A 14,493-nucleotide genomic window follows, 5' to 3' on the forward strand; every position below is an offset into this window, starting at 1 on the left:
CGCGTCGTCGAGGAGAAGGAGGGGCCGTTCACCGACCTCACGCGCACCGGCCCGGACAGTACGCTCGACTTCGAACGGATGTTCAAGGAAGGCCTCAAGCGTAAACTCGCGATGGACTTCGACGAGGACTTCCTTCGCGAACTCTGCAAGGTCGAGGGCATTACGCCGCGAGAGGTCTTCGAGTGGGCTCGCGGCGAGAATCTGTCGGTGTCGATGGCCTGGATCGAAGAGGCCTACGCCGACATTCCCGAGGACGAACGGGGTACGTGGCGGTCGATCGCCGAAGTCGAGGCCAACGTCGAACGCGAGAGCGTCCAGCAGCAGATCCGCCGCGAAGGGGTCAAGCACGTCCCCTTCCGCCGCGAGGACGAACGCTACCGCTACCCCGAGATCATCGAGGAGAAAGAGAAGAACGTCGTCGTCGTCAACATCCGCGACGTCTCCGGGTCGATGCGCGAGAAGAAACGCGAACTCGTCGAGCGCACCTTCACGCCGCTGGACTGGTACCTCCAGGGCAAGTACGACAACGCCGAGTTCGTCTACATCGCCCACGACGCCGAGGCCTGGGAGGTCGAGCGCGACGACTTCTTCGGCATCCGCAGCGGCGGCGGCACGAAAATCTCGAGCGCGTACGAACTCGCCGCCGAACTACTGGAGGAATACCCCTGGAGCGACTGGAACCGCTACGTCTTCGCGGCGGGCGACTCCGAGAACTCCTCGAACGACACCGAGGAACGGGTGATACCGATGATGGACCAGATTCCCGCCAACCTCCACGCCTACGTGGAAACTCAGCCGAGCGGGAACGCGATCAACGCCACCCACGCCGAAGAACTCGAGCGCCACTTCGGCACGGACGCCGACGACGTGGCGATCGCATACGTCAACGACGCCAACGACGTGACCGACGCGATTTACGAGATCCTCAGCACGGAGAGTGAGACCGATGAGTAAGCGAAACACCAACGCCGACAGATTCCGCAAACAGGCGATCGCGACCGACCTCGAGGAACCGGTCACGGAGGCCCGGAACCTGGCCGAGAAACTGGGGCTCGAGCCCTACCCAGTCAACTACTGGATCATCGACTACGACGAGATGAACGAACTCATCGCCTACGGCGGCTTCCAGTCGCGCTACCCGCACTGGCGGTGGGGCATGCAGTACGACAAACAGCAAAAGCAGGGCCAGTACGGCGGCGGCAAAGCCTTCGAGATCGTCAACAACGACAACCCGGCCCACGCGTTCCTCCAGGAATCGAACACCGTCGCCGACCAGAAGGCCGTCATCACCCACGTCGAGGCCCACTCCGACTTCTTCGCGAACAACGAGTGGTTCGGCCTCTTCACCAGCGGCCGCGCCGACGAGAAACAGGTCAACGCCGCGGCCATGCTCGAACGGCACGCGCGGGCGATCGACGACTACATGTCCGATCCCGATATCGACCGCGCCGAGGTCGAAAAGTGGATCGACCACTGCCTCAGCCTCGAAGACAACATCGACCAACACCAGGTGTTCGAGCGCCGACTCGACGTCGACGGCCCGGCGGCAACTGCTGAACTCGACGAAGACTTAGCCGAGAAGTTGGACGAACTCGAACTGTCCGAGGAGATCAAAGGCGAGGTGTTCGACGAGGAGTGGCTCGAACGCTTAGAGGGCGAGGACGGCGGCGTCACCTTCCCCGAGGAGCCACAGAAGGACCTCCTCGCGTTCGTCCGCGAGCACGGCAAACGGTACGATTCGGAGGCCGAACGCGCCGTCGAGATGGACGAGTGGCAACGCGACGTCCTCGACATGATGCGCGCCGAGGCGTACTACTTCGCCGCCCAGAAGATGACGAAAGTGATGAACGAGGGCTGGGCCGCCTACTGGGAGTCGACCATGATGACCGACGAAGGCTTCGCCGGCGCAGACGAGTTCATGAACTACGCCGACCACATGGCGAAGGTGCTCGCCTCGGGCGGACTCAACCCCTACAGTCTGGGCATGGAACTGTGGGAGTACGTCGAGAACACGACGAACCGTCGCGAGGTCTTAGAGCATCTGCTTCGGGTCGAGGGCATCACCTGGCGGAATCTCTCGGATGTCGTCGACTTCGACGAGGTGCGCGAGCACCTCGAACCGCCCGCGGCGATCGATACGATCACGCCGGCGACGCTCGACGAACTCGCGAGCGCAGGCGTGCCCGACGAGTGGATCGATCTCGAGGCGATAGAACGGGCCCACAACGGCGAGATCGACGTTGAGCGGTACCCCTGGAAGGTCCTGACCTACGAGGGACTCGCCCGACGACACTACTCGCTCGTCAAGCGCCAGAATCGCGGGTTCCTCTCGCGGGTCACCCAGAACGAACTCGAGCAGATCGGCCGCTACTTGTTCGACGATACCCGCTACGACAGCATCGAGGAGGCGCTCTCGAACGTCGAGTTCACCGCAGGCTGGGATCGGCTCTTTGACGTGCGTGAGAGTCACAACGACGTGACGTTCTTGGACGAGTTCCTCACGCAGGAGTTCATCACGGAGAACAACTACTTCACCTACGAGCACTCGAAGGCGACGGGACAGTTCCACGTCGCAAGCGACGCCGCCGAGGACGTCAAGAAGAAGCTCCTGTTGCAGTTTACCAATTTCGGCAAGCCGACGATCGCGGTCTACGACGGCAACTACAACAACGCGAACGAACTCCTGTTGGGCCATCAGTACAACGGCGTGATGCTCGATCTCGGCAAGGCGAAGGAGACGATCAAGCGGATCTTCGAGCTGTGGGGCCGGCCGGTGAATCTGCTGACCATCGTCAAGGAGATCGACGAGCACGATATCGAGGTGGCAAAGCGCCGGAATCGGGAGCCCGAAGCCGAAGAGCGGGGCAAACTGCTGCGGTACGACGGCGAGGAGGTGACGGTCGAGGATCGCCGCTGGGAGGAGGTCGAGCATCTCGCGGCCGACGATGTTGACTACGATACGAAGCCGGAGGAGTGGCTCGCCTGACTCACTCCAACCCGACACACGGCACGCGAATCGGTCGATCCGCAGACGCACAGTCGACGCCACGGAATCCGAGCAGCGCCGCCGTAAGCCGTCGCTTGATCGGCCACGCGTGTATTTCGAGATCGACCACCTTCGCTCGCGGAACGAGTCGCGTCGTCAGACAGCGCCAGTAGCTCGCACCGAGCACGTCGCAGTCGAGTTCGACCGCGGTCGTCACGGGCGTCTCGAGCCGACGGCTGACGAGGAGTCCGATGGGTTGACTCGGCTCGAGTTCGCGGATCTCTCGCAGTTCCGAGGGGAGAAACGAGGTCAGGAGAACGGGGTTGTCGATGCCGTCGATCGCATCGAGCACATCCGCCGCGAGGCCGCGTTCCTTGAGTTCGAGGTGGAGTTCGAGACCCGGCGGAAGCGCCTCGAGTAGTTCCGCAAGCGTCGGAATCCGCTCGCCGGAATCGAGGACGGTGTGTGTTTTGAGTTCTGAGAGGGGGGTCGTTGCGACGGTGGCGGTGTCGGGAGTCGGTGTCGTCGTATCGACAGCACCACCGATAATCCGCTCGACTGTCGCATCGTGGATGACGACGAGTTCACCCGATTGACAGCGGCGGACATCGACCTCGACGGCGTCCGCGTGGTCGGCAGCGGATTGGACGGCGGCGATGGTGTTCTCGGGAGCCGTCGACGCGAAGCCGCGGTGGGCGATCAGTCGCATTCGACCCACGTGATGTGACTGGTGGACTTTAGCGTTCTGTTCTCCGCGCTATCGGTGCCCTGCGAGCTACCGGTTCCGGTGACGGGGGTCCAATGGCACGGCGGATACGTATACTGTGTGAACACTCTTCTGTTCGTGCCAGTTATTCGACCAAATCAATTAGCATCCACGTTTAAACAGATGCCATGAGAACAGGGCGGTACGTGTCCCCTGCATGTATCGTTGTGGAGTTTCAACGTTGCACCTTCCGTGGTGGCTGAACGATGAGTGATCGACGATCGGAACCGTTCGAAATCCTCCTCGTCGGAGACGATCTGAGCGACAATCAACCCATCCGCGATGCCTTCGAAAACCTTCCAATCGATAGTTGCGTCACCGTTACCGACGATGCAATGGCCGGCCTCGCCGAACTCGAGCGCCGCCAAACGGACGAGACGGCCCCGTTTCCGGCACTCGTCCTGCTCGATATCGACCAGCCGTCCGTCGACGGCTACGAATTCCTCAAAGCGGTCAAAGCGGACCCGGTACTCGTCCGGCTCCCCGTGATCGTACTCACGGCGGCAGACGATCCGGCGACCGTTCGCGAGAGCTACGAACTCGCGGCGAACGCCTCGCTCTCGAAGCCGTCGAGCCCCGACGAGTTCGACTCGCTGGCCGAGACAGTGGCGTCCTTCTGGTTCGAGCAGGTGCTCTTGCCGCCCATCGACACGTCCTGAGCGGCCCGTCGCGTGCAGCTTGCAGGCACCCGGATGTCACGCGCTTCGGACGGTCACCCCCGGTATTGATCGTTACCGACGTTGGAGGGACAGCCATGGCACCACAATCAGCCTTCGAGGTCGATTTCACGGATACCGTCGCCGTCGTCACCGGTGCAAGCGGCGCACTCGGCAGTGCCGCGGTCGACCGGTTCCGTGCGGCAGGTGCGACCGTCTGTGCCGTCGATGTCGTCGCCCCCGACGACGAGGACAGCCTGCTCGACCGTGATCCCGCCGACGAGGACGCCCTCGCGTTTTACGAGGCCGACCTGACCGACGAAGCCGACGTCACTGAACTCGTCTCCCGGATCGTCGACGACCACGGCCGAATCGACCACCTGCTGAACATCGCCGGGACCTGGCGTGGCGGTGACCACATCGAGGAGACATCCCTCGACGAAGTCGAACTCTTGCTCGATGTCAACCTGAAGACGGCGTTTCTCGCGTCGAAACACGCCCTGCCACACCTTCAGGAGACCGAGGGATCGATCGTCAGCATCAGCGCACGCTCGTCACTCGAGGGCGGCGAGGGCGACGGTCCGTACCGCATCACGAAGGCCGGAATCCGCCTGCTCACGGAGACGCTGGCCGAGGAGAACCGCGGCACTGTCCGGGCCAACTGCGTGATGCCGAGCGTGATCGACACGCCGATGAACCGCGAGATGATGTCGGATGCGGATCACGACTCGTGGGTCGATCCGAGCGACATCGCGGACGTGATGGCCTTTCTCTGTAGCGACGGCGCGACGGTCACGAGCGGCGCTGCGGTACCGGTCTACGGCGAGGCTTAAGCCGCTCACTCGGCCGGGAGCCGCTCGGTCTCGGACCTGATCTCGTCGTCCTCCCGCCACTGGTAGTACCGGTAGGTCTCGCCGGCGATCTCGACCAGCGAGACGTTCGCACGCGCTGGAACGCCGGCGGGGAACTCGTCGGAATCGAGCGCTGCATCAGTACGCTGGTCGGCGGCATCCGCGTGCGCATCTCCCTCCGTAGCTGACTCCGAGTTCACCGCAACATCGTGGCCACCCGCCGCATCGTCGTCTTCTTTGGTCGGGGTCCGCGGTTCGGCAGTCGAGTCTTTCCAGTCGGCGAGTGCGATTGCATGCTCCGCGACGGCGCGGAGCGTCTCACCGTCTCTGTCCTCGAGTGCCCCAGCCAGTTCGGCGTCGAGTTCGTCCGGTGGTCGTGGGCGGTCGCGTTCGCGCATTGCACGCGGTTGTGCGTCCGTCCCGAAATCTCATCCGGTCTCCGCTCACTCGCCGGTTCGGCGCGCGCTAACCGCCGGCGAGCATCGATATGGTGGGACCTTGCGGTCGCGACGAGAGTCGAAGCCCGATACCGAGTCGAAAATCGAAAGACGAGACGCGAGGTGACAGATGATCCGTGGGCCGAAAACCGCAAGTGAACTCGCGGGGTGAACACCAGCGAGTGGCGGTTAGAACGTTTCGAGGTACCGATCGAGTTCCCACTGCGAGACATCGATCAGGTACTCCTCGAACTCCTGGTTCTTGGCCTCAACGAACTTCGGAGCGACGTGGTCGCCGAGCGCGTCGTAGATGACGTCGTCCGCTTCCAAGGCGTCGACGGCTCCGCCGAGGTTCGACGGCAGCGTTTCGATACCGTACTCTTCGCGTTTCTGTTCGTCGAACTCGTAGATGTTCTCGCGAACCGGGTCCGGACAGTCGAGATCGTTCTCGATGCCGTCGAGACCGGCGTGGATGAGCGCGGCGAACGCGAGGTACGGGTTACAGGACGGGTCGGGGAAGCGGGCTTCGACTCGCGAGGCCACGGACGTACGGGCTGCAGGCTTGCGGATCAGCGCCGAGCGGTTACGGTCGGACCAGGCGACGTAGACCGGAGCCTCGTAGCCCGGCACCAGCCGCTTGTAGCTGTTGACCGTCGGATTCGAGACCGCCGTGATCGCCGGCGCGTGCTCGAGGATCCCAGCCAGGAACGAGTGAGCCGTCTCCGACAGATCGAACTCGTCGTCCGCATCGTGGAAGGCGTTCTCGCCGTCCTCGGTAAAGAGCGAGAGGTGGGTGTGCATCCCCGAGCCGTTGATCTTCGGGATCGGCTTGGGCATGAACGTCGCGTGGTAGTCGTGCTGGGCGGCGATCGCCCGGACGACAGTGCGGAAGGTGGCGACGTTATCCGCCGTCGTCAGCGCGTCGTCGTACTCGAAGTTGATCTCGTGTTGCCCTTCGGCGACTTCGTGGTGACTGGCCTCGACCTCGAAGCCCATACTCTCAAGGCCGTAAATGATGTCCCGGCGCACGTCGCTCGCGAGGTCCTTCGGCGCGAGGTCGAAGTAGCCGCCCGCGTCGTTGGTCGTCGTCGTNAGGCCGTAAATGATGTCCCGGCGCACGTCGCTCGCGAGGTCCTTCGGCGCGAGGTCGAAGTAGCCGCCCGCGTCGTTGGTCGTCGTCGTCGCGTATCCGTCTTCGTCCTCCTCGAACAGGAAGAACTCCGGTTCCGGCGCGGCGTTGACCGTATATCCCATCTCCTTGGCACGGTCGAGGGCGCGCTTGAGCACGTAGCGCGGATCGCCCTCGAACGGCTCGCCCGTCGAGGTGTCGTAGACGTCGCAGATCATCCGGGCCGCCGCGCTGTTCTCGTCGTTGCGCCACGGCAAGATTGCGAACGTCTCCGGATCCGGCTTCAGCCGCATGTCCGATTCCTGGATCCGGACGAAACCCTCGATCGAGGAGCCGTCGAAGTAGATGCCCTCGGTAAACGCCTTCTCGGCCTGACGTGCCGGCACAGAGACGTTCTTGACGGTTCCGAGGATATCCGTAAACTGCAATCGGAGGAAATCGACGTCCTCCGTCTCGATTTTGTCTAACACGTTCTGTTCTGCCGTAGTCAGGTTCCCGTCTGTCATCTTTTGTTCGGCTCAACCCACGGTACCCACTACTAAAACTCTACTGTTGTGGGCGAATATCCTTCTTCACATGGATTCGTGGATGTTTGTCCACAACAATTCGAGTTCAGCCGAGAGAGGCACATCCCATGGCAAACGTTGCGCCACAGGTTGACGAATGGTTGTGATACCGCGTCCGGCACGGATTTCCCTGCGGAGCCCCGTCACCGACTATGAACGAGTTCACAACCACACCGGTTCAACTCGACACTGAAGCCGAACTCGATGCGTTCATCGAGCGCCACGAGTGCAGTCTCGTGGAGTTTTACACGGAGGGCTGTCCGCTGTGTCAGGCGATGGAACCAGTGCTCGGCAACGTTGCGCGGTCGACAGCCGTCGCCATTGGGCTGGTGAATCCGCGGGACGATCTCGAACTCGTCGATCGGTTCGAGATTCAGTCGGTACCGACGCTGGTGTTTTTTCGAGCGGGCGAACCGATCGCAACGCGCGCTGATGGATTTCTCGGCGGTGACGAGGTGGTCGCGTTTCTCGAAGCGAACGCCCCTGCGGCTGTGGCGGCTGGCGATTGATCGGGGCGAGGTCTGGCTATTTTGCTGTCGTCTCGTCGGTGTCGTCGGTGTCGTCGGTGTCGTTGGTCTCGTCGTTTTCCCCTTCGTCGGTGCCGTCGTCTCCCGTCTCCGATTCCCCCTCTTCGGGTTCCGATATCTCGGTCGGGTCCACCTCACCCGCGAGCACCTGTTCACCGAGTTCAGTGATGTCGTACATTCCCGGTGCGTGTTTCGTCAGTAGATCCCGCTTCGTGAGTTCTCGACACCGGTAGGCGGCGTGCGGGCTCCGACAGATCTTTTCGGATTCGATCTGGTCCGGCATGAAGAACTCGTCTTGGCTCAGGAGTTCGAGAATCGGCTCGTCGGCGGGGTCCATCCAGTCGGCGGGCACTTCGGTATCCGGTTCGGTATCTGGTTCGGCGTCCGATTCGGTGTCGGAGTCGGCGTCCGCTGTCATAGCGCGTTGTACGCACTCTGTGGGCAAGAAAGAACTGATCGGGAACGAGTTCGGTCGAGGCGAGCGCCTCTGGACTTGACTCCGAGACGATTTATGTGGGGTGTTGGTGCTGGATGCGCTCGGCGATCGTACTGGGGACGCGCGTGCCACAGTCGGCGCAGTTCCAGTTTCGGGAGACGGTTCCGGACTCTTTCTCGAGGTCGTGATTGTACTGGATGACGGCACCGCAGTGACAGGTGTAGGTCGTACGGGACATGCGTATGGGGGTTGTAGTCACGCGGTGCAGAAGTCTCTGTCACGTACCGGACGGTGTGAGATGATCGCATTGGTTTCGGTTGCAAGGTGGGTGCGCAACGATGAGTCGCTGTGGATCGGAACCGAACGGTTCTCGAGTGCGACCTCGATGCTCACTCCGTTTCGTCGAGCAAGCCGAGTTCAGTCGCGACCAGATCGGCGATTCGGTCCGCGATGTCCGGATCAACCTCTGCGACGGCCTCGCCGTCGTGGAGTTGGGTGTTATGTCGCTCGACCGCGTCGGCGACAGCCGAGAGCGGGACGCGAGAAGTCGTCTCGCAGGCGTCACAGACGATCGGGACGCGCGGGGAATCGGCATCCGTATCCGTGTCGTCGCTCGTCATTGGCGGGTCTCTCGTGGCAATCAGCAAAGAAACATCGATTTTACGGGTTCGCTTCTATCCGCGTCGACGGACCGCGACAGCGGCGAGCAGCGCACCCAGCGCAGCGAGAACGCCGAAGCCGGGAACCGTGTCAGTGTCGTTCGTATCGGTGCTGCTATCGCCGTCGTTGTCGCCAGTATCGGTGTCGGAATCGGAGCCGGTTCCAGTTCCATCGTCGGCATCACCGTCCGTCTCGTTGACGGGGATGTCCGCGTCGCCATCGAGTTGCAACACGGCGACTAGGTCGCCGTGCGAGCCGTCGGGCGTGTACGTCCAGCTACCGCCGGCTTCTTCGTAGGGTTCGGCTGCTTCGAGCGGATCGATGTTCGACTTCCAGTCCTGGTTGGCTTGCTGAATGTAGCCGACGAGTTCGATCTGGTCCGCGTGGGGGCCCCCAATTTCGACTTCGCCGTATTCGACGGTCTCGTTCTCCGGCAGACCGTGCCATTCGACACAGTGAGAGTCGAGGTACCCGTCACCCTGTGGGAGTTCGCTCGTGCCGAACTGATCCCCGTCCATCGGGCGGTTATAGTTGTCCGTCAGCGGGTACTCGACGGTGAACGGATCGGCTCCCTGGTGCCAGGAGAGCGACTCGCCGGTGGGAATCGTCACGGTCGTGTCCGGCACCGATTCGCCGGAGACGGGTTGACCCGCCTCGTTGACCAACGTGACGCACATCTTCCCGGAACCCTCGCCGAGGTAGGGCATGCGGTAGTCGTCGCGCGGGTTCGTGTAACTGATCCAGCTTCCGTCATCGGCCGCCGCCTCGAAGTACGGGTCACCTTGCTCCGGAACGGCCTCGACGTACTCCTCTTCGGAGACGTACTGCTGGGTTACCGCGGACACCGGGTCGGAACCGGTTCCGGCCGCGGCGGCACCGGCAGGGCCGAGAGCGGCGACCGTTCCGAGAAGGGCACAGATACCGACGACGAGAACCGCACGGCGTCCGGACGGGGAATCGCGCGCCCCGCTCATAGTGATCGCCCCCGCGGCGAGTGCGGTATCGTGGGCGTCGGCGACGCGTTCGCTCGCCCGGATGAGTTCGCCGATTCGGGACCTGCTTCCGTCAACGGGTGTCGATTAGTACGGGTCTGTGACAGTCGTCTGCGTGGAGCTGTCATCTCGTCGGCATACCGAATAGACCGTTGTAGGTATGTGCCGATTACCGACGTCTAGGCACTCCATACCGTCACCTGAGCGTGAATCGCAGTCGAGAACGTGGCTCTTATGCATCGCTCGCTCGTATACCGGTTCGATGACCGAGGGGGACGTTGCGGCTTTCTCACGTCTCGGCGCGACAGTCCGCGGAGCGCTCTCCGAACGCGGGTTCTCGACGCCGACGGCACCACAGCGACTCGCGATTCCGCCGCTTGCCGCCGGCCAGAACACGCTCGTGATCGCACCCACCGGGAGTGGCAAGACCGAGACGGCCATGCTCCCCGTCTTCGACGATCTCGTCGACGCCCAACCGGAGGGGTTCGGCGTGCTCTACGTGACGCCGCTACGGGCGCTCAACCGCGACATGTTAGACCGTCTCGAGTGGTGGGGCGAGTTCCTCGACCTCGAAGTCGACGTTCGCCACGGCGACACGACCGACTACCAGCGCAGCAAGCAAGCCGAGGACCCGCCAGACGTACTGATTACGACGCCCGAAACCGTCCAGGCGATGCTCACCGGCGACCGCCTTCGGGACGCGCTCGCGGACCTCTCCCACGTCGTAATCGACGAAGTCCACGAACTCGCGGCCTCCAAACGCGGCGCACAGCTGGCGATCGGGCTCGAGCGCCTCCGCGACATCGCCGGCCAGTTCCAGCGGATCGGCCTCTCGGCGACCGTCGGCGACCCCGAAGAGGTCGGCCAGTTCCTCACCGGCGGCCGGCCCTGCGAGATCCGCGAAATCGATGTCGGCAGCAACGTCGGCGTGACTGTCCGCGAACCCGAGATCACCGACGAGGACGAGCAACTCGCCGGGCAACTGATGACCGAACCCGACACGGCGAGTCACGTTCGCCTGATCCGCAACCTCGTCGACGAACACGAGTCCACGCTCGTCTTCGTCAACACACGCCAGACTGCCGAGGCACTGGGCTCGCGCTTCAAAGAACTCGATCTGCCGATCGGTGTCCACCACGGCTCGCTCTCGAAGGAGGCCCGGATCGACGTCGAAGATCGATTCAAAGCGGGCGACCTCGACGGCCTGCTCTGTACCTCCTCGATGGAACTCGGAATCGACGTGGGCCGCGTCGATCACGTGATCCAGTACAAGAGCCCCCGGCAGGTCGCCCGCCTGCTCCAGCGGGTCGGCCGCGCCGGGCACCGACGCGACGAGGTCTCGAGCGGCACGATCGTCACCACCCGACCCGACGACACCTTCGAAGCACTCGCTATCGCCCGCCGCGCCCGCGACGGCGAGGTCGAACCGGCGCGGATCCACGAGGGCAGCCTCGACGTGGTCGCGAACCAGATTCCGGGATTCGTCCAGAGCCGCGGCTCGGTGCACATCCGCGACGCCTACGAGACGGTCAGCCGAGCGTATCCGTTTCGCGACCTCGCGCCGGAGACGTTCCGCGAAATCCTCGGCGAACTCCACCGCAACCGGATCGTCTGGTTCGACGAGGGCGAGGACCGCCTCGAGACGACGGGCGGCACCTGGCAGTACGTCTACGCCAACCTCTCGATGATCCCCGACGAGGAGACCTACGAGGTCCACGACATCGCCTCGAGTTCACAGATCGGGACCTTGGACGAGCGGTTCGTCGTCAATTTCGCCCAGCCGGGCGAGGTGTTCGTCCAGCGAGGCGAGATGTGGCGCATCGCCGAGATCGACGACGACGAGGCGCGGGTGAAGGTGAGCCCGATCGAGGACCCTGCCGGCGAGGTGCCCTCTTGGATCGGGCAGGAGATTCCGGTCCCCGCGGCGGTCGCACAGGAGGTCGGCGAGATTCGCGGCGTCGCCGAACCGCAGTTCGAAGCGGGCGCAGACGCCCGCGCCGTCGGTCGCGAACTCGCCGGCCGGTATCCCGCGGACGAGTTCACGTTGACCGAGGCCTGTACGCAACTCGAGCGGCAGGTCGACGCTGGTTCGGGATCCGGTTTGCGGTCGGGAACTGAGTCGGAATCGGACGGGGCCGCACCAATTCCCACCGCGGATCGGATCGTCCTCGAACGCCAGGGTCGGACCATCGTCATCAACGCCTGTTACGGCCACACGGCGAACGAAACGCTCGGACGGCTCCTCTCGTCGCTGCTCGGTCAGCAGGCCGGTTCCTCGGTCGGCCTCGAAACCGATCCGTACCGGATCGAACTCGAGGTGCCCACGTCGGTCGCGACGAGCGATATTGTCGCGGTGTTAGAAGAGACCGACCCCGAGCACGTCGCGACCATCGTCGAACTCGGGCTCAAGAACTCGGACGCGCTCGCGTTCCGGCTGGCGCAGGTCTCCGCCAAGTTCGGCGCGCTCAAGCGCTGGCAGGGACAGGGCTCGGGCCGACTTTCGAACGACCGCCTGCTCGCTGCACTCGAGGACACTCCGATGTACGACGAGTCGATCCGCGAGGTATTCCACGAGGATCTGGACATCGAGCGGGCGGCGGCGGTTCTCGACGGCGTTCAGTCCGGTGCTATTGAACTCGTCACCCACCGCGGGCGGACGCCGGTCGGGCAGGGCGGCCGTTCCTCCGGCGGGAAGGAACTTCTCGCGCCCGAGAACGCCGACGCGGGGGTCATCGACACCGTCAAGGAGCGCCTGCAGGACGACCGGGTTATCCTGTTGTGTACGCACTGTACCGACTGGAAGGTTACAACGAAGGTCAAACGCGTTCGCGACCAGCCAAAATGTCCCGAATGCGGGTCGACCCGGATCGCCTCGCTGAACCCGTGGGCCGACGAGGTCGTGCAGGCGGTACGCGCCGAAGAGAAAGACGAAGAGCAGGAGGAGATGACCGAGCGCGCGTTTCGGGCTGCGAGCCTCGTTCAGAGCCACGGCAAACGAGCCGTCGTCGCAATGGCGGCCCGCGGCGTCGGCCCGCACAACGCCGCCCAGATCATCAACAAACTGCGGGAGAACGAGGACGAGTTCTATCGTGACATCCTCTCGAAGGAACGCGAGTACGCGCGGACGCAGTCGTTCTGGGACTGACCGGGGCCGTTCGTTTCAGTTCACTCGTCTCCCGGCGGAACGATCCGAATCTGCAAGAAGAACTATTAGATAAACCTGTGTCACTGCCACCATACATGCCATCTCACAGCGTTCTTCTCGTCGAAGACAGCGAGTTCCTCACGGAACACGTCAGCAAGACGTTACGAGAGGAACACAGCTTCGAGGTCGACGCGGTGGCGACGGCGGCCGCAACGCGGACGGCGCTCGCGGAGGGGACGTTCGACTGCGTCGTCTCGAGTTACGAACTGCCCGACGAGACCGGCATCGAACTCGCAGGCTCGCTCTCCGAGGAGGGGGTTCCGTTCGTGCTCTTTACCGGGAATTCGCTCGAACCGCTCGTCGACGAGGCGCTCGCGGCCGGCGTTTCCGCGTTCATCAGCAAGAGCACCCACGCGACGGGCGAGATGAACGTCTTTGCGAACCGGATCCGACTCGCGATTCGGGCGGGCACGTAGCGTGATCCACACCTGTATCACGACACGAGCACCCCATCCGTAACGACCATACAACTCGCTCACCTTCTCTCGCTATGGACCTCGCACCGGGTGCCTGGAAGTACGCGCTCGTGCCGCTGCTCGCCGCGCCCTTCGCGTTCGTCTTCAGCGTGACGGCGAGCGCCGTCGCGCTCGCGCTCGGCGTCGGAACGCTCGCCTTCTTCCGCGATCCGGAGCGCACGCCGCCGCCGACCGGCGTCGTCGCCCCCGCCGACGGCAGCGTGTCCGTCCTGCGCGAGGAGGGCGACCGCGTCCGTCTCGGTACCTTCATGAACGTCTGGCACGTCCACGTCGTCCGCGCTCCCTTCGCCGGAACGGTCACCAACGTCGAACACATCCCCGGCGCGAACAAACCCGCCTTCTCCAAGGACTCCGACCGAAACGAGCGCGTCCACGTGCGGTTCGAAACTGACCCAGACTCCGCCACGAACCGGCTGCCGACCGACAGCGAGGCGACTGTCACCTTCATCGCCGGCGCGTTCGCTCGTCGAATCCACCCCTATCGCGAGGCCGACGATGAACTCGAGCGCGGCGACCGCCTCGGCCACATCGCCTTCGGGAGCCGCGTCGACGTGCTCTTCCCACCCGCGGTCGACATCGACGACATCGCCGTCGATCCCGGCGACTCGATGACCGCCGGGGAGACCGTGATCCTCGACGATGGCCCGCTTGAGGAATTCGACGTCCCCGGTGCGTAATCCGCGCCGCCTCCGTATCCCCACTCCCGGCGCTCAACTCGCAGTTCAACTTCGGAGACGCGCAACTTGCAACTCCCAGAGGCGCTCCACTCGCGGATCACGGTGCGAACCACGACCGGTCGACAGGCA

General features: G+C 63.6%; 15 protein-coding genes. 8 read left to right on the forward strand and 7 right to left on the reverse strand.

Annotated features, from left to right (window positions below; genetic code table 11):
• Together C484_RS20015 and C484_RS20020 are read left to right on the forward strand one after the other, a co-directional pair.
• A partial coding sequence (locus C484_RS20015; protein WP_006827693.1) for a DUF444 family protein occupies nucleotides 1-954 on the forward strand: 954 nt, incomplete at its 5' end.
• Nucleotides 947-2,986: a SpoVR family protein gene (locus tag C484_RS20020; RefSeq protein WP_006827694.1), complete on the forward strand. Its 2,040-nt coding sequence runs from the start codon at nucleotides 947-949 to the stop codon at nucleotides 2,984-2,986. The genes C484_RS20015 and C484_RS20020, both read left to right, overlap by 8 nt.
• Nucleotide 2,987: 1 nt before the next feature.
• Here C484_RS20020 and C484_RS20025 read toward each other — a convergent pair whose 3' ends face one another.
• Entirely contained in the window at nucleotides 2,988-3,695 is a 708-nt protein-coding gene (locus C484_RS20025; RefSeq protein ID WP_006827695.1) for a glycerophosphodiester phosphodiesterase, read from the reverse strand.
• A 263-nt stretch (nucleotides 3,696-3,958) separates the two neighbouring features.
• Here C484_RS20025 and C484_RS20030 point away from each other — a divergent pair, with 263 nt between their 5' ends.
• Both C484_RS20030 and C484_RS20035 read left to right on the forward strand, forming a co-directional pair.
• Nucleotides 3,959-4,411, forward strand: coding sequence for a response regulator (locus C484_RS20030; protein WP_006827696.1), 453 nt, complete (start codon nucleotides 3,959-3,961; stop codon nucleotides 4,409-4,411).
• A gap of 95 nt (nucleotides 4,412-4,506) precedes the next feature.
• Entirely contained in the window at nucleotides 4,507-5,241 is a 735-nt protein-coding gene (locus C484_RS20035; protein WP_006827697.1) for an SDR family oxidoreductase, read from the forward strand.
• Between the two features lie 5 nt (nucleotides 5,242-5,246).
• Here the strand turns inward: C484_RS20035 and C484_RS20040 are convergent, their stop codons facing one another.
• Nucleotides 5,247-5,657 carry a hypothetical protein gene (locus C484_RS20040; protein ID WP_006827698.1) on the reverse strand — a complete coding sequence of 137 codons (411 nt, stop codon included), beginning with the start codon at nucleotides 5,655-5,657 and terminating at the stop codon, nucleotides 5,247-5,249.
• A gap of 228 nt (nucleotides 5,658-5,885) precedes the next feature.
• Nucleotides 5,886-7,331, reverse strand: a complete 1,446-nt coding sequence (glnA, locus tag C484_RS20045; protein ID WP_006827699.1) for a type I glutamate--ammonia ligase — start codon at nucleotides 7,329-7,331, stop codon at nucleotides 5,886-5,888.
• A gap of 212 nt (nucleotides 7,332-7,543) precedes the next feature.
• Here glnA and C484_RS20050 point away from each other — a divergent pair, with 212 nt between their 5' ends.
• Entirely contained in the window at nucleotides 7,544-7,900 is a 357-nt protein-coding gene (locus tag C484_RS20050) for a thioredoxin family protein (RefSeq protein WP_006827700.1), read from the forward strand.
• A gap of 16 nt (nucleotides 7,901-7,916) precedes the next feature.
• Here the strand turns inward: C484_RS20050 and C484_RS20055 are convergent, their stop codons facing one another.
• The 4 genes from C484_RS20055 to C484_RS20065 form a co-directional block, all read right to left on the reverse strand.
• A complete protein-coding gene (locus C484_RS20055) occupies nucleotides 7,917-8,336 on the reverse strand; it encodes a hypothetical protein (protein ID WP_006827701.1) in 420 nt (139 codons plus the stop codon).
• Nucleotides 8,337-8,427: 91 nt separating this feature from the next.
• Nucleotides 8,428-8,592 carry a hypothetical protein gene (locus C484_RS23800; protein WP_006827702.1) on the reverse strand — a complete coding sequence of 55 codons (165 nt, stop codon included), beginning with the start codon at nucleotides 8,590-8,592 and terminating at the stop codon, nucleotides 8,428-8,430.
• Between the two features lie 151 nt (nucleotides 8,593-8,743).
• Entirely contained in the window at nucleotides 8,744-8,974 is a 231-nt protein-coding gene (locus C484_RS20060; RefSeq protein WP_006109441.1) for a hypothetical protein, read from the reverse strand.
• A gap of 54 nt (nucleotides 8,975-9,028) precedes the next feature.
• A complete protein-coding gene (locus C484_RS20065; RefSeq protein WP_006827703.1) occupies nucleotides 9,029-9,988 on the reverse strand; it encodes a hypothetical protein in 960 nt (319 codons plus the stop codon).
• 280 nt (nucleotides 9,989-10,268) lie between these two features.
• On the opposite strand from C484_RS20065, the gene C484_RS20070 reads away from it, so the two are divergent.
• The 3 genes from C484_RS20070 (at nucleotide 10,269) to C484_RS20080 (ending at nucleotide 14,364) form a co-directional block, all read left to right on the forward strand.
• Complete coding sequence (locus C484_RS20070) at nucleotides 10,269-13,151, forward strand: DEAD/DEAH box helicase (protein WP_006827704.1); 2,883 nt, start codon at nucleotides 10,269-10,271, stop codon at nucleotides 13,149-13,151.
• A 95-nt stretch (nucleotides 13,152-13,246) separates the two neighbouring features.
• Nucleotides 13,247-13,627 (forward strand): response regulator, encoded by a 381-nt coding sequence (locus tag C484_RS20075; RefSeq protein ID WP_006827705.1) that lies wholly within the window; start codon nucleotides 13,247-13,249, stop codon nucleotides 13,625-13,627.
• A gap of 74 nt (nucleotides 13,628-13,701) precedes the next feature.
• Nucleotides 13,702-14,364 carry a protein sorting system archaetidylserine decarboxylase gene (locus C484_RS20080; protein WP_006827706.1) on the forward strand — a complete coding sequence of 221 codons (663 nt, stop codon included), beginning with the start codon at nucleotides 13,702-13,704 and terminating at the stop codon, nucleotides 14,362-14,364.
• The last annotated feature ends 129 nt before the right edge of the window (nucleotides 14,365-14,493 follow it).

It is taken from the genome of Natrialba taiwanensis DSM 12281 (genome assembly GCF_000337595.1).
GTDB lineage: Archaea > Halobacteriota > Halobacteria > Halobacteriales > Natrialbaceae > Natrialba > Natrialba taiwanensis.

What these genes read in the sequence shown, in the direction of transcription:
- C484_RS20055 (WP_006827701.1), bottom strand. Translation starts at nt 8,336, where the DNA reads ATGACAGCGGACGCCGACTCCGACACCGAATCGGACGCCGAACCAGAT.
- C484_RS20040 (WP_006827698.1), bottom strand. Translation starts at nt 5,657, where the DNA reads ATGCGCGAACGCGACCGCCCACGACCACCGGACGAACTCGACGCCGAA.
- C484_RS20050 (WP_006827700.1), top strand. Translation starts at nt 7,544, where the DNA reads ATGAACGAGTTCACAACCACACCGGTTCAACTCGACACTGAAGCCGAA.
- C484_RS20035 (WP_006827697.1), top strand. Translation starts at nt 4,507, where the DNA reads ATGGCACCACAATCAGCCTTCGAGGTCGATTTCACGGATACCGTCGCC.
- C484_RS20080 (WP_006827706.1), top strand. Translation starts at nt 13,702, where the DNA reads ATGGACCTCGCACCGGGTGCCTGGAAGTACGCGCTCGTGCCGCTGCTC.
- C484_RS20065 (WP_006827703.1), bottom strand. Translation starts at nt 9,988, where the DNA reads ATGAGCGGGGCGCGCGATTCCCCGTCCGGACGCCGTGCGGTTCTCGTC.
- C484_RS20025 (WP_006827695.1), bottom strand. Translation starts at nt 3,695, where the DNA reads ATGCGACTGATCGCCCACCGCGGCTTCGCGTCGACGGCTCCCGAGAAC.
- C484_RS23800 (WP_006827702.1), bottom strand. Translation starts at nt 8,592, where the DNA reads ATGTCCCGTACGACCTACACCTGTCACTGCGGTGCCGTCATCCAGTAC.
- C484_RS20030 (WP_006827696.1), top strand. Translation starts at nt 3,959, where the DNA reads ATGAGTGATCGACGATCGGAACCGTTCGAAATCCTCCTCGTCGGAGAC.
- C484_RS20060 (WP_006109441.1), bottom strand. Translation starts at nt 8,974, where the DNA reads ATGACGAGCGACGACACGGATACGGATGCCGATTCCCCGCGCGTCCCG.
- C484_RS20020 (WP_006827694.1), top strand. Translation starts at nt 947, where the DNA reads ATGAGTAAGCGAAACACCAACGCCGACAGATTCCGCAAACAGGCGATC.
- C484_RS20070 (WP_006827704.1), top strand. Translation starts at nt 10,269, where the DNA reads ATGACCGAGGGGGACGTTGCGGCTTTCTCACGTCTCGGCGCGACAGTC.
- C484_RS20075 (WP_006827705.1), top strand. Translation starts at nt 13,247, where the DNA reads ATGCCATCTCACAGCGTTCTTCTCGTCGAAGACAGCGAGTTCCTCACG.